The 21,816-nt window shown below is 62.6% G+C and carries 17 protein-coding genes; 9 read left to right on the top strand and 8 right to left on the bottom strand.

Going from position 1 to position 21,816, the window contains the following annotated elements; translation table 11 throughout:
* Window positions 1–79 precede the first annotated feature (79 nt).
* The 4 genes from nth to map are packed head-to-tail and all read right to left on the bottom strand — an operon-like array spanning window position 80 to window position 5,406.
* A complete protein-coding gene (nth, locus tag ACNKU3_RS09045; RefSeq protein WP_418259121.1) occupies window positions 80–733 on the bottom strand; it encodes an endonuclease III in 654 nt (217 codons plus the stop codon).
* A 7-nt stretch (window positions 734–740) separates the two neighbouring features.
* Window positions 741–1,931: a succinyldiaminopimelate transaminase gene (dapC, locus tag ACNKU3_RS09040; protein ID WP_418259120.1), complete on the bottom strand. Its 1,191-nt coding sequence runs from the start codon at window positions 1,929–1,931 to the stop codon at window positions 741–743.
* 14 nt (window positions 1,932–1,945) lie between these two features.
* Window positions 1,946–4,627: a [protein-PII] uridylyltransferase gene (gene glnD, locus ACNKU3_RS09035; protein WP_418259119.1), complete on the bottom strand. Its 2,682-nt coding sequence runs from the start codon at window positions 4,625–4,627 to the stop codon at window positions 1,946–1,948.
* A gap of 8 nt (window positions 4,628–4,635) precedes the next feature.
* The gene (gene map / locus ACNKU3_RS09030; protein WP_418259118.1) at window positions 4,636–5,406 is read right to left on the bottom strand and encodes a type I methionyl aminopeptidase; all 771 of its coding nucleotides are present in this window, start codon (window positions 5,404–5,406) and stop codon (window positions 4,636–4,638) included.
* Window positions 5,407–6,175: 769 nt separating this feature from the next.
* Between map and rpsB the strand changes: the two genes are divergently transcribed.
* The 5 genes from rpsB (at window position 6,176) to sbcB (ending at window position 12,596) form a co-directional block, all read left to right on the top strand.
* Complete coding sequence (rpsB, locus tag ACNKU3_RS09025) at window positions 6,176–6,937, top strand: 30S ribosomal protein S2 (protein ID WP_418259117.1); 762 nt, start codon at window positions 6,176–6,178, stop codon at window positions 6,935–6,937.
* Between the two features lie 122 nt (window positions 6,938–7,059).
* Entirely contained in the window at window positions 7,060–7,917 is an 858-nt protein-coding gene (gene tsf, locus ACNKU3_RS09020) for a translation elongation factor Ts (protein ID WP_418259116.1), read from the top strand.
* Window positions 7,918–8,154: 237 nt separating this feature from the next.
* Window positions 8,155–8,934 carry a hypothetical protein gene (locus ACNKU3_RS09015; protein ID WP_418259115.1) on the top strand — a complete coding sequence of 260 codons (780 nt, stop codon included), beginning with the start codon at window positions 8,155–8,157 and terminating at the stop codon, window positions 8,932–8,934.
* A gap of 682 nt (window positions 8,935–9,616) precedes the next feature.
* Window positions 9,617–11,140, top strand: a complete 1,524-nt coding sequence (locus ACNKU3_RS09010) for a fumarate hydratase (RefSeq protein ID WP_418259114.1) — start codon at window positions 9,617–9,619, stop codon at window positions 11,138–11,140.
* A gap of 4 nt (window positions 11,141–11,144) precedes the next feature.
* Entirely contained in the window at window positions 11,145–12,596 is a 1,452-nt protein-coding gene (gene sbcB / locus ACNKU3_RS09005; protein WP_418259113.1) for an exodeoxyribonuclease I, read from the top strand.
* A gap of 49 nt (window positions 12,597–12,645) precedes the next feature.
* Here sbcB and ACNKU3_RS09000 read toward each other — a convergent pair whose 3' ends face one another.
* The 4 genes from ACNKU3_RS09000 to ACNKU3_RS08985 all read right to left on the bottom strand — a co-directional run bounded on the left by ACNKU3_RS09000 (window position 12,646) and on the right by ACNKU3_RS08985 (window position 17,098).
* Window positions 12,646–13,260 (bottom strand): class I SAM-dependent methyltransferase, encoded by a 615-nt coding sequence (locus ACNKU3_RS09000; protein ID WP_418259112.1) that lies wholly within the window; start codon window positions 13,258–13,260, stop codon window positions 12,646–12,648.
* Between the two features lies 1 nt (window position 13,261).
* Window positions 13,262–13,651, bottom strand: a complete 390-nt coding sequence (locus ACNKU3_RS08995) for a hypothetical protein (protein WP_418259111.1) — start codon at window positions 13,649–13,651, stop codon at window positions 13,262–13,264.
* 55 nt (window positions 13,652–13,706) lie between these two features.
* Window positions 13,707–15,764 (bottom strand): peptidase domain-containing ABC transporter, encoded by a 2,058-nt coding sequence (locus ACNKU3_RS08990; protein ID WP_418259110.1) that lies wholly within the window; start codon window positions 15,762–15,764, stop codon window positions 13,707–13,709.
* Window positions 15,765–15,850: 86 nt separating this feature from the next.
* A complete protein-coding gene (locus tag ACNKU3_RS08985; RefSeq protein WP_418259109.1) occupies window positions 15,851–17,098 on the bottom strand; it encodes an HlyD family secretion protein in 1,248 nt (415 codons plus the stop codon).
* A gap of 402 nt (window positions 17,099–17,500) precedes the next feature.
* Here ACNKU3_RS08985 and ACNKU3_RS08980 point away from each other — a divergent pair, with 402 nt between their 5' ends.
* From ACNKU3_RS08980 to ribF, 4 genes are all read left to right on the top strand, one after another.
* Window positions 17,501–18,517: an aspartate carbamoyltransferase gene (locus tag ACNKU3_RS08980; RefSeq protein ID WP_418259108.1), complete on the top strand. Its 1,017-nt coding sequence runs from the start codon at window positions 17,501–17,503 to the stop codon at window positions 18,515–18,517.
* Entirely contained in the window at window positions 18,517–19,134 is a 618-nt protein-coding gene (locus ACNKU3_RS08975) for an NUDIX domain-containing protein (protein WP_418259107.1), read from the top strand. The genes ACNKU3_RS08980 and ACNKU3_RS08975 overlap by 1 nt, the downstream gene beginning before the upstream one ends.
* Before the next feature lie 17 nt (window positions 19,135–19,151).
* Complete coding sequence (murJ, locus tag ACNKU3_RS08970) at window positions 19,152–20,735, top strand: murein biosynthesis integral membrane protein MurJ (RefSeq protein ID WP_418259106.1); 1,584 nt, start codon at window positions 19,152–19,154, stop codon at window positions 20,733–20,735.
* Between the two features lie 139 nt (window positions 20,736–20,874).
* Window positions 20,875–21,813 (top strand): bifunctional riboflavin kinase/FAD synthetase, encoded by a 939-nt coding sequence (ribF, locus tag ACNKU3_RS08965; RefSeq protein ID WP_418259105.1) that lies wholly within the window; start codon window positions 20,875–20,877, stop codon window positions 21,811–21,813.
* The last annotated feature ends 3 nt before the right edge of the window (window positions 21,814–21,816 follow it).

Genomic DNA, 21,816 nt, shown 5'->3' with positions numbered 1-21,816 from the left:
TCCCCCGGGGTGTGGTCGGGACCATTGCGTGCCCCGGGTTTACCGGTTACTTGTAGAACACCGCGGTCCAGCAGTGCTCTCAGGCCTTGCGGGTTTTCTTCGGGTGCTTGCGCTCGGGGTAGCAGGTGCGGCAGATCTCGCAGACCCGGCCATCACAGCCCCGGGCCGTGCAGTACTCGCGCCCGTAGTAGATGATCTGCAGGTGCAACCGGTTCCACGCGTCTTCGGGAAACAGGCGTTTCAGGTCCCGCTCTGTCTGCACCACGCTCTTGCCGGAGGACAGGCCCCAGCGCTGGGCGAGGCGGTGAATGTGGGTGTCCACCGGGAACGCGGGCACGCCGAAGGCCTGGGACATGACCACGCTGGCGGTCTTGTGGCCGACCCCCGGCAGTTGCTCCAGCGCTTCCATATCCTGCGGTACTTCGCCGTCGTACTGTTCGACCAGTATCTCGCTGAGCCGCTTGATGGCTTTCGATTTCTGCGGCGACAGGCCGCAGGGGCGGATGATCTGCTGGATGGCGTCCACGTCCTGCTGCGCCATGTCGCGGGGATTGTCGGCGAGGGCGAACAGCGCCGGAGTGACCTGGTTGACCCGCTCGTCGGTGCACTGGGCGCTCAGCAGGACCGCCACCAGCAGGGTGAAAGGGTCGCTGTGATCGAGCGGGATCGGGGTTTCCGGGTACAGCTCCTGCAGTTTGTGCAGGACGTAGTCGACGCGTGCGGCTTTCAGCATGGTGGGACTAGCGGCTTTCCAGGTAGCGTTTGATGCGCCCGGCTGCTTCCACGCACTGGGCGATATCCGCGACCAGCGCCATGCGCACCCGGTAGTCCGCGGGGTTGCCTTCACCGGTGTCGCGGGCGAGGTAACAGCCGGGCAGCACGGTGATGTGTTCCCGGGCGAACAGTTCGCGGGCAAATTCGGTAGCCGGCATCGGGGTAAGCGGCCAGAGGTAGAAACCGGCGTCGGGCATGCCGACCTCCAGCACCCCGTCGAGAATGCCGAGCACCGCCTCGAATTTTTCCCGGTAGCGCAGGCGGTTCTGCACGACGTGGGATTCATCCTGCCACGCGGCGATGCTGGCGACCTGGTGGTGCGGCGGCATGGCGCAGCCGTGGTAGGTGCGGTACAGGGCGAAACGCTCGAGTATGTCGGCATCGCCGGCGACGAAGCCCGAACGCAGGCCGGGCAGGTTGGAGCGCTTGGACAGGCTGTGGAACACCACACAGTTGCGAAAATCCGTTGCGCCCATGGCGGCGCAGGCCTGCAGCAGGCCGGGCGGAGGCGCGCTCTCGTCGAAGTAGATTTCCGAGTAGCACTCGTCTGAGGCAATCACGAAGTCGAACTCGCGGGCCTTGCCAATCAGCCACTGCAGCCGTTCCATCGGGATTACCGCGCCGGTCGGGTTGCCGGGGCTGCAGATGTACAACAGCTGGCAGTCGCGCCATTGGTCGTCGCTGACACTGTCAAAATCCGGCAGGTAACCGGTGGCTTCGGTACAGTTGATAAACCCCGTGCGCGCGCCCGCCAGCAGCGCGGCGCCCTCGTAGATCTGGTAGAAGGGGTTGGGGGAGAGCACCAGCGCACCGGGTTTGCGCTCCACTACCGCCTGGGCGAAGGCAAACAGGGCCTCGCGGGTGCCGTTGACCGGCAGCACCTGGCATTCCGGGTCGATTTCCGGCAGCGCAAAACGCTTTTCCAGCCAGTGGCCGATGGTGCTGCGCAGTTTTGCCGTGCCGCGACTCAGCGGGTACTGGGAGAGCTTGTCCAGGTTCTGCTGCAGCGATTGCAGGACGAAGCGCGGCGCCGGGTGTTTGGGTTCGCCGATGGAGAGCGCAATGGCCGACTTGGCCGTGGGAGCCTCGAGATCGGCGAACAGCTGGCGCAGTTTTTCAAAGGGGTAGGGCTGGAGTTTGTCGAGATCCGGGTTCATGGTTTTCCGTGGATTCAGGCTGCGACCAGTTCGTCGAGTTCCTCGCGGATCGCCTGTTGCAGGGCGGCGCAACGCTCGGGGTCGGTAATGGGTTGTTCGTCGCCGTCGGTGATGAAGAACACGTCTTCCACGCGTTCGCCGAGGGTCTGGATTTTTGCCGCCTGCAGCTCGATGCCGAATTTGACGAAGATCCGGCCGATGCGGGCGAGCAGGCCCGGGCGATCCGGGGAATGCACTTCGAGAACCGAGTAGTTCTTGATTTCGTCCACCGTCATGCTGGTTTCCGTCGGCATGGCGAAGGAGCGGTGACGGCGCGGGGTGCGGCGGTGCACGGTATCCGGGGCGCCGTCGTACTCCTTGGTCAGCTCCCTGGCGAGGGTAGCCCGGATGTAGTCCAGTCGCGCGGTGTCGAGGGCAATGGACTTGCCGTCGGAGCCGAGGACGAAAAAGGTATCCAGGGTCATGCCGTCGTTGGCGTTGTAGATACGCGCATCGTAGATCGACAGGTCCAGCTGCTCCAGCTGCGCGCACACCCGGGAGAACAACTGGGGCGTGGACTGCGCGTGGATGAAAATCTGCGTGGTGTTGGCGACGCTGGAATCGATGCTGGAGCGAATCAGCACCAGCGGTTTGCTCTTGTCATAGTGGCCGTCGATGGCCTCGGTGTGCCAGGCGATATCCTCGGGTTTTTCCCGCAGGAAATAGTCCTCGCCACGCTCTTTCCACAGCTTGTCGATGTCGTCGATGGTAAAGCCGCGGTATTCGAGCAGGTCAATGGCGTGGCTGCGGGCTTCCTCGATCCACACCTGCTTGTCTACCGGGTTTTCCAGGCCGCGGCGCAGGGCGCGCTTGGTCTCGGTGAACAGCTGGCGCAGCAGGCTGCCGCGCCAGGCGTTCCACAGGGTCGGGTTGGTACCGTTGATGTCCGCGACGGTCAGCGAGAGCAGGTAATCCAGGCGCACCTGGTCGCCCACGTGCTGGGCGAACTGGAGGATCACGTCCGGGTCGGAAATGTCGCGACGCTGGGACACCGCCGACATCACCAGGTGGTTCTGTACCAGCCAGACCACCAGGTTGGTGTCGCGCCGGGACAACCGGTGCCGGCTGCAGAAGTTCTCGGCGTCGACCGCGCCCAGTTCCGAGTGATCGCCGCCACGGCCCTTGCCGATGTCGTGGAACAGGCCGGCGAGGTAGAGCAGCTCGATCTTCGGCAGCCGCGCGGCTACCCGGCTGGTTACCGGGAAGGTCTCGGCGAACTCCGGGATCAGGAAGCGGCGCATGTTCTCGATCACTTCCAGGGTGTGGGCGTCCACCGTGTAGGCGTGGAAGAGATCGTGCTGCATCTGGCCGATGATCTGGCCGAATTCGGGAATGTAGCGGCCCAGCACGCCGTAGCGGGTCATGCGCTTGAGCAGGCGGGTCAGGCGGTAGGGCGAACGCAGGAACTCCAGAAACATGTCCTGGCAGAGCGGGTTTTCGCGGAACTCATCGTCGATCAGGTGCAGGCTGTCGCGCAGCAGACCGATGGTGTTGGCCGCGATACCGGTGACCGCCTCGTTCTGGGCGCTCAGCAGGAAGATTTCGAGAATTGCCGGCGGCCAGTCGTCGAATACAGACTCGTCCCGGGCCTCGATGTAGCTGTTGCGGATCTGGAAGCGCTCGTTCAGCACGGTGATGTCGGCACTGCCGTCGCCGCTGAAAATGGCCTGCTCGAAATTCTGGATCATCACTTCATTGAGCATGCCGAGTGATTGCGCCCAGCGGTAGTACACCTGCATGAACTGCTCCACCGCCAGCCTGTCGCCATTACTGAAGCCCCACAGGTCGGCCAGGGCGCGCTGGTGATCGAACAGCAGACGGTCCTCCTCGCGGTCGGTGATCATGTGCAGTGCGTAGCGCACCCGCCACATGAACTCGCGGCCGTCGCGGAGGATTTTCAGGTCTTCGAGGGGCAGGAAATCGGCGGAGGCCAGTTTCGATTCGTAATCCTCCCCGAGGTGGCGCCGGGCGATCCAGCCGATGATCTGCAGGTCGCGCAGCCCCCCGGGCGAGCTTTTGACGTTGGGCTCGAGGTTGTATTCCGTATCGGCGAATTTGTGGTGGCGGTTCTGCTGCTCTTCCAGCTTGGCGCGGAAAAACTCCGCCTCCGGCCACATGTGGGCGGGCCCGGTAAGCTCCCAGACCGATTCGATCAGTTCCACCGGTCCGCGCAGGGCCCGGGACTCCATCAGGTTGGTGAGGATGGTCAGGTCGCCGCGGGCAGCCTCGACACATTCGGGTACCGTGCGTACCGAGTGGCCCACCTGCAGGCCGATATCCCAGAGCAGTGTGAGGAACTGCTCCAGGCCGCCCTCGGCCCCCTCGCACTGCTCGCCGCAGAGCAGCAGGATGTCGATGTCCGAGTGCGGGTGCAGCTCGCCGCGCCCGTAGCCGCCGACGGCGACGAGGGCCACCTGGCCGCCGTTGAAGGACTGGCGGTCCCACAGCAGGCCCAGCAGCTGATCCATGAACGCCGCGCGCTGGCGCAGCAGCAGGCCGGTTTCCTCGCCCGCGCGAAAGCGCCGGTGCAGTTCTGCGGTGGCCGTGCTGATCGCCTGCTTGCAGGCCTGGATGAGCTCGCGACCGCTGCTCGCCGCTTCCAGCAACTGGCGGTCAAAAATCTCCGGGGGCAGGGCGGCGGGGGCGGGCGTATTCACGGCGCTGCCTAGAAGGATTCGTCGGAGCGACGGGTGAATATCTCGCAGCCGTCCGCGGTAACGCCGAGCGTGTGTTCCCACTGGGCGGAGAGCCGGCCGTCACGCGTGGTGACTGTCCAGCCGTCCTTCTGGTTGAGGCGGGTCTGGCGGCGACCCGCGTTGATCATCGGCTCGATGGTGAAGGTCATGCCCTCCTCGAGCCGCATGCCGCTGCCCGACTTGCCGTAGTGCAGGACCTGCGGGTCCTCGTGAAAGATTTTGCCGATACCGTGGCCGCAGTACTCGCGCACCACCGAGTAGTAGTTTTTCTCCGCATGCTGCTGGATGACCGCGCCGATATCGCCGAGGGTCGTGCCGGGGCGCACGATGTCCAGCGCCTTGTACAGGCATTCCTGGGTCACCTTGATCAGGCGCTGGGCGTGGGGGGCGACCTCGCCGACCTCGACCATGATACTGCTGTCGCCGTGGTAGCCGTCGACGATCACGGTGACATCGATATTGACGATGTCGCCGTTCTTCAGCCGCTTGGTGTCCGAGGGTATGCCGTGGCAGACCACCTCGTTGACCGAGGTACAGATGGAGCGGGGAAAGCCGTTGTAGTTGAGCGGCGCCGGAATGGCGCCCTTGCTGACGATATAGTCGTGGCAGATACGGTCCAGTTCGCCGGTGGTAACGCCCGGTTCTACTTTGGCACCTATCATTTCGAGAACCTCGGCGGCCAGCGCACCGGCAGCGCGCATCCGCTCGAATTCTTCCGCGGTCTTGATTGTTACAGCCATGTCCAACTCATTGAATTACAAGCATTGCAGGGCCACCTTCCAGAAAAGCAACCGCTGGGGAAGTGGTCATTCTACCCCATGCGAGCGGGGGGCTGACAGCGCAGAGTCCGATAATTCGCGCGGGTCGAGTGGCTGGAATGTCCTCAATCAGGTCTCCGGACAGTACGGTTCTACAGGTGGGTTCGCCGCCGGGCTCCACCACGCAAGCGCCCCCAGGGCTCGAGAGCGCTTTTTACTCGCCCTGGGGGCGCTTGCGTGGTGAAGCCCTCCCATGGTGCCAATATGAGGCCTTATACGTTTCACTATTGGGGAGTCGATCTTTGGTGGAGCCGACTGCAGCGTGATTTGGGTAGCGACTTCCCCGGGTATACGCCAGCTGGAACCGTGTGGCGACATGGATGTCGCCACCCGAGCCTGTACAGGGATGTACGCTGTTTGGCGTGTTCCAGCTGGCGTATACCCGGGGAAGGCGCGAAGTTCCCTGCCCAGCCCCAAAGGAGAGGTCTGCCCAACCCACAAGGCGCTCCCTTGCCAAAACCCGGAACAAGACTCCCCAGGCGCATCAGAAACCAGAACAGGCAGCCCTTTCAACCAGCTCGTGGATATGGTATAAAGCGCCGCTCATTTTCGGGGTCAGGCCAATGGGGCCGGTCATCCGGGGGTGAGAAACCAATGACGCACACATATCGCAACCCGTTCCAGGGTGCCGGTTCGCCGGTTTGGTTACGGGGATATGTGGAGGACTAACCCAATACAAGGTAAATGTATTATGTCGCAAGTAAGCATGCGCGACCTGCTGCAGGCAGGCGCACACTTTGGTCACCAGACCCGCTACTGGAACCCCAAGATGGACCAGTACATCTTCGGTGCCCGCAACAAGATTCACATCATCAACCTCGAGCACACCGTGCCGGCGTTCAACGAAGCGCTGACCCTGGTGAAGCGCATGGCTGGCAACAAGAACAAGGTTCTGTTCGTCGGCACCAAGCGCGCTGCGGGTAAAATCGTCAAGGAACAGGCCGAGCGCGCCGGTATGCCCTACGTCAGCCACCGCTGGCTGGGCGGCATGCTCACCAACTACAAGACTATCCGCGCGTCCATCAAGCGTCTGCGTGACCTCGAGGCCCAGCAGGCAGACGGCACTTTCGCCCGCCTGACCAAGAAAGAAGCCCTGATGCGCACCCGCGACATGGAGAAGCTGGAACGCTCCATCGGTGGTATCAAGGACATGGGCGGCCTGCCCGACGCGCTGTTCGTGATTGACGTCGACCACGAGCGCATTGCCATTACCGAAGCCAACAAGCTGGGTATCCCGGTCATCGGTATCGTCGACACCAACTCCAACCCGGACGGTGTTGACTACGTCATCCCCGGTAACGACGACGCCATCCGCGCAGTCAAGCTCTATGTCAGCGCTGTTGCCGACGCCTGCCTCGCCGGCCGTGCCGACGGCGGTGAAGCCGTAGCAGCTGCAGCTGGCGACGAGTTCGTCGAAGAAGCCGCAGAAGCCGGCGAAGCGTCCGCCGAGTAAGCAGACGGCGCCCGGTGTTGCAGGAACTGTAACGCCGGGCCCCCATACTATCCCCGGCGCCGGTGCAGCCGGGTTTTTTATTTTCAGATCCAGAATTCCGGGATTGCAGAGGAGGACAACCAATGTCAGCAAAACTGGTCAAAGAATTACGCGAGCGGACCGGCCTGGGCCTGCTTGAATGCAAGAAAGCGCTGGCCGAAGCCGGTGGCGATGTAGACCTGGCCATCGAAGAGCTGCGCAAATCCAGCGGCATGAAAGCCGCCAAGAAAGCCGGCCGCACCGCGGCGGATGGCGTGGTTACCACCCGTGTCGCCGAAGACGGCAGCTACGCGGTCATCGCCGAAATCAACTCTGAAACCGACTTCGTCGCCCGCGACGACAACTTCCTCGCGTTCGTCGACAAGGTCGTCAGCGCCGCGTTTGCCAGCAGGCAGACCGACGTTGCTGCGCTGATGGAAGGCGAGCTGGAAGAAGCCCGCCAGGCGCTGGTACAGAAAATCGGTGAGAACATCGGCGTTCGCCGTATTGAACTGGTCACCGCCGATGCCGGCGTGGTTGGCTCCTACATTCACGGCAACAGCCGCATCGCGGTACTGGTCGAGCTGAAAGGCGGCGACCAGGACCTGGCCCGCGACGTCGCCATGCACGTGGCTGCGGTCAACCCGCGCGTGGTCTCCCCGGCCGATATGCCGGAAGAGGTTATCGCCAAGGAGAAGGAAATCTACACCGCCCAGGCCGCCGAATCCGGCAAGCCTGCGGAAATCATCGAGAAAATGATCGGTGGCAAGGTGAGCAAGTTCCTGGCGGAAAACTCGCTGGTAGAACAGGCCTTCGTAAAAGACCCCGAAGTCAAGGTCGGCAAGCTGGTTGCCGCTGCTGGCGCCGAGGTTGTCTCTTTCGTCCGCTTCGAAGTGGGCGAAGGCATCGAGGTCGAGAAAGTTGACTTCGCCGAAGAGGTTGCTGCACAGCTCAAGGGCTGATGGCAGCGCGCCTTGCGCGAATCATAAACGGGGCCTCGGCCCCGTTTTTTATGTACAGGAAGTACTGTATGCCGCGGGAGGCCAGGGCCCCCTCGATCCGGGTGTGGCTCCGGCGGCTACCTGTACCATAATTGCCGTTGTGATTTAGTGCCGAATCCCCGTCGTTTTGCCGGGAATCTCTTGGGCTAAAAAACGTCCTATGTATAATGCGCCAAAAACGCTGACTTGCGATTGATCATGTCCAGAGACGATATCGACCACATTCCATCCATCGTGCCCTCCCGTGACCGGGACGATGATATTCCCGCCGGCAAGCCCCGCGGCAGTGCGCCGCCACCGCGTTCCCCCAAGGGCGGCGCCAGCCGGCCGGCACCTGCGCCGCGCGGTGGCTCCGGCCTTATGTCGCGACTGGTACTCACTGTCACCGTCGTCGCGGCGGCGGTCGCCTGTGCCTGGGCCTGGCAACTGCAGCAGGAACTGCAGTCCGCACAGGGTACGCTGGAGCAATACGCCAACCGCATTGCCGATCTCGAGGACCGGCTCTCGGATACCGACGAGGGTATGAGCCAGAACGCGGCAGTGCAGGCGGCGAAAATCAAGGAGCTGGATAGCGAAGTCCGCAAGCTTTGGGACAATGTCTGGAAACAGACCAAGGCGCGGCTCGATACGCTGGAAAGCACAGGCAAGAAGCAGGCTACGCTGGCCGCTGCGAACGAGAAGGCGGTGAAGTCCCTGCAGTCCAAGGTTTCCGGTGCCGAGGAAGACCTGAAAAAGCTGAAGACGGTATCGGGTGATCTCTCCCGCCTGGCGAGTTCCGCCAAGTCCAGCCAGGCCGAGGTGGAGCGGGTCGCGGATGCGATGAACAAGCTCGAACTCGACCTCGCCAAGCTGAACCGCCAGGTGGACAGCAACGCCGAGGGGCTGCGCGCGACCGACGCCTTCCGGCGCCAGGCCAATACCAGTATCAGCAACCTGGAAGCGGCGATTCGGGAGCTGCAGGCCAGGCCGTCGCTGTAAGGGGTGTACCGGTTGTGGTACACCGGGTGGGTGGTAGGTCTGTATTGATTACTGTGTAGTGTGGGCAACCCCATTCTGGCCAGAACCACCAAGGTGATCCGGGTTGTGTCCCGGGCTGGAGTCGAAACTGGCTCTCGCCGGGACCGCCAAAAAGCGCACGTCCCTGTGCAGGCTCGGCCTCGGACACCCATGTCCTCGGACGCCCCGTCGAGCGCCAGTTCCGCCTCCATCCCTACCTTCCGTGCAGAGATCGAATTGGTGATTGTTGCCCGTCAGTAGATCGCAGGCCCAGGCCCGGGTCACTGTGCAGATCGAAACCGCTCGCTGATTTTGGATTGGAACTGGTCTCGTTGCTGGTCCAGCCATTGTCTTGCTCAGCCTTTCTCTTCGATTGCAGTGAGTTCCGGAATTCGCACACTGCAGGAATGGACGCGAGGTGTTGCCGCCCGAAAACGTCTGAGGCCATGGATGGCCGAAGCCGAGCTGCCAGGGATGGCGCTGTTGCGTTTTTCGGGCGGCAACACCTCGTGGCCAGTCCGGTATCGAAACTACCGGTACGACATCCAGCGGCCCGACCTCTTGAGTTTCGGGAAGAAAAGCCGGCAGTTCGGCGGGACTTTCCCTCACAGTCTGTCGGTGTACAATACGGGCCCCGTTGTGTTCCCGAACCAGGACCCCTGCCATGACCGTCATTCGTCAGGACGATTTCATCGACAGCGTCGCCGATGCGCTGCAGTTCATCTCCTATTACCACCCGAAAGATTTCATCGACGCCGTCCACGAGGCCTGGCAGCGGGAACTGAATCCCGCGGCCAAGGATGCGATGGCGCAGATCCTGATCAATTCGCGCATGTGCGCCCAGGGCCACCGGCCGATCTGCCAGGATACCGGCATCGTTACCGTGTTCCTGAAAATCGGCATGAACGTGCAGTGGGACGCCACCATGAGCGTGGCGGATATGGTCAACGAGGGCGTGCGCCGCGCCTACCTGAATCCCGACAACGTGCTGCGCGCGTCCATCCTCGACGACCCCGCCGGTGCGCGCAAAAACACCAAGGACAACACCCCCGCGGTAATCCACATGGAAGTCGTCGAGGGCGACACCGTGGACGTGCAGGTCGCGGCCAAGGGTGGCGGCTCCGAGAACAAGTCCAAGATGGCCATGCTCAACCCCTCCGACAGTATCGTCGACTGGGTGGTGAAGACCGTCCCGACCATGGGCGCAGGCTGGTGCCCACCGGGCATGCTGGGTATCGGTATCGGCGGTACCGCGGAGAAGGCCGCGTTGATGGCGAAGGAATCCCTGATGGAGCCCATCGACATCCACGAACTGCGCGAGCGGGGCCCCTCCAACCGCGCCGAGGAGTTGCGCCTGGAGATCATGGACAAGGTCAACCGGCTGGGCATCGGCGCCCAGGGGCTCGGCGGCCTGACCACCGTGCTCGACGTGAAAATCATGGATTACCCGACCCACGCGGCCTCGCTGCCGGTGGCGATGATTCCCAACTGTGCCGCCACCCGTCACGCGCACTTCGTGCTCGACGGCTCTGGCCCCGCGCTGCAGACGCCGCCGAGCCTGGATGACTGGCCGGATATCACCTGGGAGGTGGGCGAGGGCGTACGCCGGGTCAACCTGGATACTGTAACCCCGGAAGAGGCCGCCCAGTGGCAGCCGGGTGACACCCTGCTGCTGTCCGGCAAGATGCTCACCGGCCGCGACGCCGCGCACAAGAAGATGAAGGAGTTGATCGAGTCCGGCGAGGGCCTGCCCCCGGAAGTGGACCTGAAAGGGCGCTTTATCTACTACGTCGGCCCGGTCGATCCGGTGCGCGACGAAGTCGTGGGCCCGGCGGGCCCGACGACCTCAACCCGGATGGACAAGTTCACCGACTTCATCCTCGAGCAGACCGGCCTGCTGGGCATGATCGGCAAGGCCGAGCGCGGCCCCACCGGGGTCGAGGCGATCAAGAAGCACAAGGCGGTGTACCTGATGGCCGTCGGCGGCGCTGCCTACCTGGTGTCGAAGGCAATTGTCGGCGCCAAGGTTGTCGCCTTCCCGGAACTGGGTATGGAAGCGATCTACGAGTTCGAGGTGAAGGACATGCCGGTCAGCGTGGCCGTAGACGTGAACGGTACCTCGGTACACGAAGTCGGCCCGAAAATCTGGGCGGCGAAAATCGAAGAGCAGGCGCTGGAACTGATCTGAGCGCATGGCGTCCCCGACGTTCTACTGGCACGACTACGAGACGTTCGGGGCCGATCCTTCCCGTGATCGCCCGGTGCAGTTTGCCGGGCTGCGCACGGATATGGACCTCAACCCGGTCGGCGAGCCGCTGGTCATTTATGCCCGGCCCGCTGGCGATTACCTGCCCCATCCCCAGGCCTGCCTGATCACCGGTATCACTCCGCAGGAGGCGCTGGAGAAGGGGATTCCCGAACGTGAATTCATCGCCCGCATCCACGCGGAGCTGGCCCGCCCCGGGACCTGTGGCGTGGGTTACAACTCTGTCCGATTCGACGACGAGGTCACCCGCTACACCCTGTACCGCAATTTCTATGATCCCTATGCCCGGGAGTGGCAGAACGGCAATTCCCGCTGGGACATTATCGACATGCTGCGCGCCTGCCGGGCGCTGCGCCCGCAGGGCATCGAGTGGCCGCTGCGCGAGGACGGCGAGCCAAGTTTCCGCCTGGAAGAACTGACCCGCGCCAATGGTATCGCCCACGAGGCAGCCCACGACGCCCTCTCCGACGTGCATGCGACCATCGCCATGGCACGGCTGGTGAAGGAAAAGCAGCCGAAGCTGTTCGACTACGCGCTGTCGATCCGCGACAAGCGCAAGGCCGCCGAGCTGCTCGACATCGCGGCGATGAAGCCGGTGCTGCATGTCTCCGGGATGTTTGGGGCGGCGCGCAACAATATCGCACTGATCGCACCGCTGGCGGCTCACCCGTCGAATAAAAATGAAGTGATTTGTGTCGACCTGATGGCGGACCCTGCAGTGCTGGTCGATGGCAGCGCGGAGGATATTCGCGACGCCCTGTTCATGCCCCGCGATGCCATGGCCGAGGGCGCCGAGCGACCGGGGCTCAAGAATGTCCGCCTCAACCGCTGCCCGATGCTGGTGACGGCGAAGATGGCCGATCCGGCCACCGCCGAACGGCTGGGCCTGAAGGGTGATATCTGTCGCAAGCACCTTGCCGTGCTGCGCGAGTATCGCAGCCGCGACCCGCAGGGATTTACCCGTAAATTCCAGGCGGTATTCGGTGAGCGTAAATTCGAGGCAGCAAGCGACCCCGACCGCATGCTCTACAGTGGTGGTTTCTTCTCCGACGCCGATCGCCGCACCATGCAGTCCGTGGTGAAGAGCACGCCGGAAGAGCTGGCAGGCAGCAGCTTTGCTTTCGAAGACAAACGACTTCCGGAGATGCTGTTCCGCTACCGGGCGCGCAATTATCCACAGACCCTGTCCGCGGAAGAGCTGGGCCAGTGGGAGGAGTATCGCTTCCAGCGCCTGACCGATCCGGACGTCGGTGCCGGCCTTTGTATGGAAGAGTTCCACGGACTGATTGAAGAGTTGCTGGAATCCGCTGAACTGCCCGGTCCGCAGCGCAGGGTACTGGAACAGTTACTCGACTACGGCGACATGCTCCTGGCCTGAGGCGCCTCATTCGCCGGGTCAACCTCGCCAGGTACCTGCCCTGGCCTGCCTACTCGGGCTTGCGCGCGATGATGGTTTTCACCACGTCCAGGTAGATGTGATTGACCTCGGTCACGGTAAATCCCGCTGCTTTAACGTTTTCTACCGTGGCGCGGTTCATCGCCGGCCCCAGTTTTTCGGTCAGTCGGCTCATCAGGTCCATCATTGGTTTGAAAGGGTAGTAGCGACTGCCGGTGTGCTCAAACATGCACAACTCGCCGCCGGGCTTGAGCACCCGGTAAATGGCGCGCAGGCCGTTGACCGGGTCGGGCACCGAGCAGAAGGTGCAGGCGGTAAAGGCCTGGTCGAAGCTCGCTTCGGGGAAGTCCATTTCGTGGACATCCATCAGCAGCGGGTTGATCTCGCCATCATAGGCGGCTACCCGTGGCGCCGCGCGTTCCAGCATTTTCGGGCTGATATCGATGGCGGTGATGTGCCTGCCCGCCGGGAAAGTGGGAATATCCAGCCCGGTGCCGAGGGCAGCAAACAGGATGTTGCCATCGCCCATGCGGCTGAACAGGGCTTCCTTGGCGGGGCGCCAGCGCACTTCCGCGCCGCGGCTGGCCATCAGGTCGAAAGTGGGGGCGGCCTTGTCCCATTTGTCGCGGGTGACTGTATCGACCATGTCAGAGTCCCCCGTCCGTCACCCGCTGCGGTCCGCGCAGGCTGTTGTTGAGTATCCACACCGCAACGATGCAGGCCAGGCCGCAGACGGCGCCCTCGAAAAGCGCGCCATCCGCATCGATCAGGCCCATGGCCCCGCGCATGCCCGTTACCATACCGGCGATCATGCCCGTAAGCATCAGCGGCACCATGACCTCCATGGCGCCGAGAATCACGCTGGCCGGCAGGAACAGCAAGGTGGCGAGCAACATGCCCGCGAACATGGCTATCAGCATGGCCAGCCACATATTCCAACCGGTCGGTACCAGTAGCCAGGCCAGCCAGCCGATGACGGCCCCGCCGATAACATTGATTGCGAGGTCACCCATTACGAAATAAAGCCGGTCGTCCATCTTGTCTCCAGAGTGCTGTTTGTCGCGTCCGCGAGGGCCACCCGTTCAGGATAGGCTATTGACCTGGCCCCGGCAGGGATATTTTCCGGGTGGCGGACTCGATCGTTTCCGGCCTGTGAGCGACCAGTATCCGGGTGATTGCGAGGTTCCTGATGCGATCGTTGAGCGTGCGCTCGTTTTCCATGTCGAGATGGCTGGTAGCCTCATCCATAAACAGGATGCGCGGTGAGCGGTACAGCGCCCTGGCCAGGATGATTCTCTGCTTCTGGCCGCCACTGAGGGCGCCGCCCATATCGCCGACCAGGGTGTTGTACTGCATGGGCATCCGGCTAATGTCCTCGTGTATGCATGCCGTATGTGCACAGGCTATAACGCGTTCGAAATCCGGGTTCTGGTCGAAACAGGCGATATTTTCGGCGAGCGAGCCGGCCAGTAATTGGTCATCCTGCATGACGCCTGCAATCTGCTGGCGATAGCTGTGTGTGTTGCCGATGGGTAGATCATCAACCAGGATTTCCCCCTCACTCGGTTCCACCAGTCCCATCAGGCATTTCAACAAGGTGGTTTTCCCGCAGCCGCTGGGTCCCACGATGGATACGGTTTCTCCCGGGTTGATGGTAAAACTGACGTTGCGGAAAATATAGGCATCCGCTTCTCCATAACGGTAGCCGAGCTTGCGGACCTCTATCTTGCCTTTGAGACTGTGGTTGGACGGTTCGTCCTGTGACAGTAGGCTTGCGGTAAGGTCAACATCTTCTGCCCGGGTAAAAATGATATCCGCGAGCCTGTCGAGGTGAAGTGCCAGCATCTTGAACTCCACCAGTTTGATGATCAGCGCATCCATGGATTCCATGAAGCGCGATTTGTAACTTATGTAGGCATAGAGCATTCCCACACTCATTGTATTTTCCATGACCGCGGTGGCGGCGAAGTAGATGACCAGAATATTTTCCAGGCCGAACAGCAGTTGGTTGGCGGCGTTATAATTTATGGTCCAGCGATTGATGCGTATGTGCTTGTTGATACTGCTTGCAAGGCAGTTTTGCCATTCCCCCTGGCGGTCATTTTCGCGTTGGTGCAGTTTTATGGTCTGGATGGCACGGACGGTTTCCATAAAATGGGAGTCGTGTTTCGCCTGTGCCACGATCTTTTCCTCGCTGAGCTGTCTCAGTGGACGGAACAGGATGACCCGCAGGGTTGCATAGAGGAGCACGAAAATGATCGAGATTATTGCCAGCTTGACGTTGTAGAGACACATGGCGGCCAGGGTGATCAAACCCATGAGGCCATCGACGACAGCGGCCACCAGTCCTGTCGACAATAGCTCGCGTACCTGGTGCAAGGAGCCAAACCGGGATATGACATCGCCCATATGCCGGGTCGAGAAATAGTTCATTGGCAGGCGGACCAGGTGATGGAACAGGTTCGCCGCCATCTGGATGTTGAGCAGGCTGGAGGCGTACAGAATAACCCTGTCTCGCAGGGTATTCGTGGCGGTCTGGATGAGGAGCAGCAGGCCAAAGCCGAGCGCGAGCGCGATCAGCAGATTGTCGTCCCCGCGCAGGATGACCTCATCCACTACTGTCTGCAGGAAAAAGGGCGTTACTACGGCAAACAGCTGGAGCAACAGGGACAGCAGCAGTATTTTCACCAGGTGGTTACCGAGGCCGTTAATACGTGACCAGAAGTGGCCGAGCCGCAGTTTTCGGGAAATCCTTGCCGGTTCAAATTCGTTCGTGGGCGTCAGTTCCAGTGCCACGCCGGTGAAGTGCTGGTCAAACGTGGACCTGTTGACCACCTGCCGGCCGACGGCGGGGTCGTGGATGGCGAAGCGCTTGCCGCGTACAGATTGCAGTACCACGAAGTGATTCATGCCCCAGTGCAGGATGCAGGGCAGCCGCAGCTCGCGCACATGCTCGGGTTCCAGGCGCAGTGCGCGGCTGGACAGCTGCAGCCTGGCGGCAATATCCATCAGGTTTTTCAGGTTGGTCCCCTGGCTGGATATCCTGAAGCGACGGCGCAGGCCCGCCATGTCGCTTTCATAGCCGTGAAACGCTGCGATCATAGACAGGCAGGCCAGTCCGCACTCCGCGGCTTCTGTCTGGATGGTCACAGGAAGTCGTCTGCCAGCGAAATTCAGGAGACGCCCTGCTTCCGCAGTTGACCCCGGTTGTGGCGCAGTTGTAATGGCCGAGGTCATTACAGTCTTCCACGCAGGCTGTATAGCGGTTCAAGCAGCCACTGGAGAATACTTCGCTCGGAAAGTTCTATGTCGGCAGACAGGGTCATGCCGGATTTGAGCGCGAAGTGCTTGCCGTAGGCCTGGACAGAGGGCTGGTCGGGGATTGCGGTGACCCGGTAGGCGGGTTCCCGGGTCGATACCGGGACCGAGTCCAGCTCCCCTGGCAGAAGTACCGAGTCGGACAGTTCCTGTATGCGACCCGGGTAGAGTCCAAATTTCTGGTAGGGGAATGCGTCATAGCGAATGTTCAACAGTTGTCCGGGCTGCAGGAATCCCGCCGCATGGACAGGCACCAGCAGGTGCGCCTTCAGTTGCGCATTCAGGGGAACCAGTGAAAGCAGGGGGAGACCGGCTTTTGTGGCTTGTCCGCTCCTGGCCTGGAGATTGCTGACGGCTCCACTTCTGGGTGCCTTTACAACGTAGGCGCGCTCTCCTTCGAGCTGTGCGACCTGTTGTTCAAGGCTGGAAAGTTGTGCCTGCAGGTTACCGGCTTCTCTCGCGGCTTCTTCAGGCAGGAGCTGTCGCTGGTACTCCAGTTGTTGCAGTTGATTTTGCAGGGACAACCGGTTGCGCTTCAGGTTCTGTTGTTCCTCCTGTAACGCCAGGTCCTCAGCCGCGGCAAGGTCAAGTTCGGCCCGGGAAATATGGCCGCTCTGGGCGAGGCGGGTGAATCGCCGGTGCTTCTCGCCGGCCAGGCGCTGCCTGAGTAAGAGGATTTCCTGCTGATCCCCCAACAGCTGGATGTTGCCGCTAAGCGATGCCATGCGCTGTTGGACATCCGCCATTTTGCGCGCATGGACGCTGTCGACGCGTGCCAGTTGATCCTCGAGCAGCCTCCGCTGGCTCGCGTACTCGTCGAGTACAATCGAGCCGAGATTCCTGCCATCGGCAAGGCTGTTTTCGCTCTGGACGACAAGCAGGGGCTGGTCCCTGGCGACGTGTTCGCCTTCGGAGACCAGTACCTGACCGATATTGCCGCCATTGCGCGCATAGACCCGCACGACACCGGCGTCCGCTTCGAGCCAGCCTACGACCGTCTCCTTGCGGGTGTAGGTGCTGGTGGTCAGCCACGCCAGGGTTGCGGCCAGCCAGAGGAGCAGGGCGATGAGCACCAGCGAGTGCGACAGGCGCGGCAGGAGAAGTACTTCGCCATGCAGTTTATTGGTGTGGCTGTCGATCGCCTGCCGGCGGAATAAACCTGTCACCTTGTATTCCCCTTCCATGGGTTAGATACGATGGTTCCAGCCAGAAACCACGGAGTATTTGAAGGCTGGTAATACAGGAATCCAGAGTGTTACCTGCGTGGTTTGCTGTCAACGAGACCCGGGCAGCAAATACGGCCGTACGTGGGAAAGGCGGCAGTTTTTGTGCGGGCCCCTGCGGGTTTTTCGGCGTGCCGCCGGGGCTTCTCCACTCCCAGGGTGCAGCCGGCGATGGCTGGGCGAAAATGCGTTCAACTGATTGTTCTCTGGTGGCACTTTCTGGACTCCGTCTGCCCGCATGGCGAAAAAAAATTGTGTCATCCTGCAACTGGTTTGGTCCCGGCATGGGCATCAACCCCTTCCTGCCCCTATAATCCCTCAATCGCCAAGATACGGACCCCCTTTGTGCAGCAATTCGCCGGCAGCCATATCCTCTCCATCAACCAGTTCGAACGCGCGGACGTGGAGCGTATTTTCAACGTCGCCGATAGCATGCAGCCCTACGCCCACCGCAGGCGGGTGACCAAGGTTCTCGATGGCGCCATCCTCGGCAACATGTTCTTCGAGCCCAGCACCCGGACGCGGGTCAGTTTCGGCAGTGCCTTCAACCTGCTCGGCGGGGAGGTGCGGGAAACCACCGGTTTCGAGTCATCGGCCATTTCCAAGGGCGAATCCCTCTACGACACCGCACGGGTCCTCAGCGGCTATTCCGATGTCATTGTCATGCGCCACCCGGCCGAGGGCAGCGTGGCGGAATTCGCCGCCGCCAGCCGGGTGCCGGTGCTCAATGGCGGCGACGGCAGTAATGAACACCCCAGCCAGGCCCTGCTGGACCTGTACACCATCCGCAAGGAACTGGCGGGCCACGGCCGCAGCCTCGAGAACCTGCGCATTGCCATGGTCGGCGACCTGCGCTTCGGGCGCACCGTGCATTCCCTGTGCAAGCTCCTGTGCCTGTTTCAGGGTGTTCAGGTGGTACTGGTATCGCCGGATGAGCTGCGTATGCCGGGTGACATCGTCGAAACCATGCGCAGCGCCGGGCTCGCGGTGAACGAATCCGATCAGCTGGAAGCGAGTATCGCCCACGTGGACATCGTCTATTCCACGCGCATCCAGGAGGAACGGTTCCAGTCCCAGGAGGAGGCCGACCTCTACCGCGGCCGCTTCCGCCTGAACCAGAGCGTCTACACCGCCAACTGCGAGCCCAACACGGTCATCATGCACCCGCTGCCTCGGGATTCCCGCGCCACCGCCCGGGAACTCGACGACGACCTCAACGACAACCCCAATCTCGCGATCTTCCGCCAGACCGACAACGGGGTGCTGGTGCGGATGGCGCTGTTTGCGCTGGTGCTGGATGTGGCCGACCAGGTCGATCGCCACGCCCGCGACGTCAACTGGTACACCGCGGGTCGATTCTGATGCCGCCGGAGCTGACCTTTGGCGCACAGGATGTGCGCATCCTCGAGGACGAGACGGCCTACCAGGGTTACTTCCGCATCCGCCGGGTGACGCTGCAGTACCGCGCCTTTGACGGCGGCTGGGTGGAACCGCAGGTGCGCGAGCTGTTCGAGCGCGGCGACGCGGTCGGCGTGTTGCCCTACCACCCGGAGAGCGACTCCCTGGTGCTGATCGAGCAGTTCCGGCCCGGTGCCATGCGCGGTAACGACAGCCCCTGGATGCTCGAACTGATTGCCGGCATCGTCGATGAAGGTGAGTCAGACGCCGATGTCGTGCACCGGGAGGCCATGGAAGAGGCCGGTTGTGAGCTGCTCGATGTCGAGCCGATCGCCACGGTGCTGCCCAGCGCCGGCGCCTGTACCGAACAGGTGCGCCTCTACTGTGGCCGGGTGGCCAATGCCGGAGTGGGGGGGGTGCACGGCCTCGCGGAAGAGGGCGAGAATATTCTCGTGCATTCGGTCCCTGTCGACGAGGCTTTCGCCCTGCTGGACCAGAATCGCGTTCCCAACGGCCACACGCTGATTTCCCTGCTCTGGCTGCGCAACCACATCGACGCTTTGCGGGAGCGCTGGGGCTAGACCCCGGGGCAGCTTCCGTGTCGGAATCCGCGGCCAAGCCCAGACCCGGCCTGTTGCGCTCCAGCGCACTGGTCGGCGCCATGACCATGATCTCCCGGGTGCTCGGCCTGTTGCGGGACGTGGTGATCGCCAGTTTCGTCGGCGCCAGCGCCAACGCCGACGCCTTCTTCATCGCCTTCAAGATTCCCAACTTCCTGCGCCGCCTGTTCGCCGAGGGCGCCTTTTCCCAGGCCTTCGTGCCGGTACTGGCGGATTACAAGGAGGAGGGGCCCCACGCCGCGGTCCAGGCGCTGGTCAACCGCACCGCGGGGGTGCTGGGCGGTGCCCTGTTGCTGCTCACCTCGCTGACCGTGGCAGCATCGCCGCTGGTGGCGATGCTGTTTGCGCCGGGCTTCATCGGCCAGGGCGAGAAATTTGAACTGACTGCCCAGCTGATCCGCATCACTTTCCCCTACCTGCTGCTGATCTCGATGACCGGGTTCTGTGGCGCCGTGCTCAACAGTTACGGGCGCTTTGCCGTGCCGGCGTTTACCCCGGTATTCCTCAACCTCTCGCTGATCTTTGCCGCCATCGTCGCCTCACCCTGGTTCTCGGAGCCGGTGTATGCGCTGGCCTGGGGGGTGTTCTTTGCCGGTATCGTCCAGCTGCTGTTCCAGTTGCCCAGCCTCTACCGGCTGGACCTGGTACCGCGCCCCGTCTGGGATACCCGCGACGAGGGCGTGCGGCGCATCCTCAAGCTGATGGTGCCGGCCCTGTTCGGCGTTTCGGTCAGCCAGATCAACCTGCTGCTGGACACCGTGCTCGCCTCCTTCCTGCCCACCGGCAGCATCTCCTGGCTGTACTACTCCGACCGCCTCTCCGAATTGCCGCTGGGCGTCTTCGGCGTGGCCATCGCCACCGTCATCCTGCCCAACCTCTCCGCCCACCGTGCCGCGGCCCGGGAGGAGCGGTTCGCCAGCACCCTCGACTGGGCCATGCGCTGCATCCTGCTGATCGGAATCCCCTCGGCGCTGGCACTGGTACTGCTGGCGGAGCCGATCCTGGTCACCCTGTTCCAGTACGGCGAACTCACCGCCAACGACGTCACCATGTCCGCCCTCAGCCTGCGCGCCTACAGCCTGGGGCTGCTGGCCTTCATGCTGGTGAAAGTACTGGCCCCCGGTTTCTATGCCCGCAAGGACACCCGGACCCCGGTGAAGATCGGCATCGTGGCCATGGTCGCCAACATGGTGCTGAACCTCGTCCTCGTTTTGCCGCTGATGTATTACTACAACATCGGCCACGTCGGGCTCGCCCTGGCGACCAGCCTGGCGGCCTGGCTCAATGCGGGGCTGCTGCTGCGCGGCCTGCTGCTGCGCGGGGTCTTCCACTGGCAGCGGGGCTGGGCGGGCTTCATGCTGCGCCTGGGCCTGGCGACAGTGGCGATGTGCGCGGTGCTGCTGTACCTGACTGCGCCGGTGGACAGCTGGCTCGGCTGGGGGGTAGCCCAGCGGGGGCTGCAGATGGCCCTGCTGTGTGGCGCTGGTGTGGGGGTGTACCTGCTGGTCCACCTGGCGTGCGGGACGCGGCTGCGGCATTTGCGGGCGCCGGTAGGGGTGTGACGCGTTATGAATTTCCGCCTGGCCCCCCGGGCAGGCCGTATCGACGCCTGCGGACATCTCCGGTCATATCCACGTTTTCGCTGCCCCCCCGATTCGCTATAATTGCCCGCTTACTTTTGACCGGGCAGACCCAGATCCGATGGAGCTGATACGCGGCCTGCACAATTTGCGGCCAAAACACCGCGGTTGTGTCGCCACAATCGGCGCCTTTGACGGGGTCCATCTCGGGCACCAGGCAGTACTGGCGCATCTCAAGGAGAAGGCGGCAGAACTCAAGCTGCCCTCGGTGGTGATCGTCTTCGAACCGTTGCCGCGAGAGTACCTGGCGCCACTGGAGGCGCCGCCGCGGATCATGAGCTTCCGCGAGAAGTTCCTCGCGCTGGAGGAACTCGGGATCGACCGCCTGCTGCGGATTCGCTTCAACGAGCACCTGCGCAACCTGTCCGCCGCCGATTTCGTGCGGCAGGTGTTTGTCGAGGGGCTGGGTGTGCGCTACGTGGTGCTGGGTGACGATTTCCGTTTCGGCCGGGCTCGCCAGGGCGACCTGGGTTTCATCCAGGAGCAGGGCAGGGTGCAGGGATTCGAAGCCTGCTCCACACCCACCCGCGAGTGCGACGGCGAGCGGGTGAGCAGCACCCGTATTCGCGAAGTGCTTGAAGAGGCCGATTTCGAGCTGGCGGAAAGGCTGCTGGGGCGCCCGTACACCATCAGCGGCAAGGTGGTCTACGGCCGGCAACTGGGGCGTTCGCTCGGTGTGCCGACCGCCAACATGCAGCTGTTCCGGCTGCGGGCACCCCTGTCCGGGGTGTACGTGGTGGAAGTCAGCGGCGCCGGCCTCGAGCGGGCCATGGGCGTCGCCAATGTCGGCGTACGGCCCACGGTGGACGACAGTATTACGGCCAACCTGGAAGTGCACCTGCTGGACCGCCAGGTCAGCCTGTACGGCCGGCATATTTCGGTCTGTTTCCGCCACAAACTGCGCGAGGAACGGAAATTCGATTCGCTCGAGGAACTGAAAGCGAACATCCTGCGGGATATAGACAACACACGCGCCTGGTTCGCCGGGCAACTGGCATGATTA

The organism is Haliea sp. E17 (assembly GCF_048323675.1).
In the GTDB taxonomy this organism is placed as follows: domain Bacteria; phylum Pseudomonadota; class Gammaproteobacteria; order Pseudomonadales; family Halieaceae; genus Mangrovimicrobium.
Note: the sequence above shows the minus strand (reverse complement) of the source record. Positions and strands in the feature narration are given on the sequence as shown.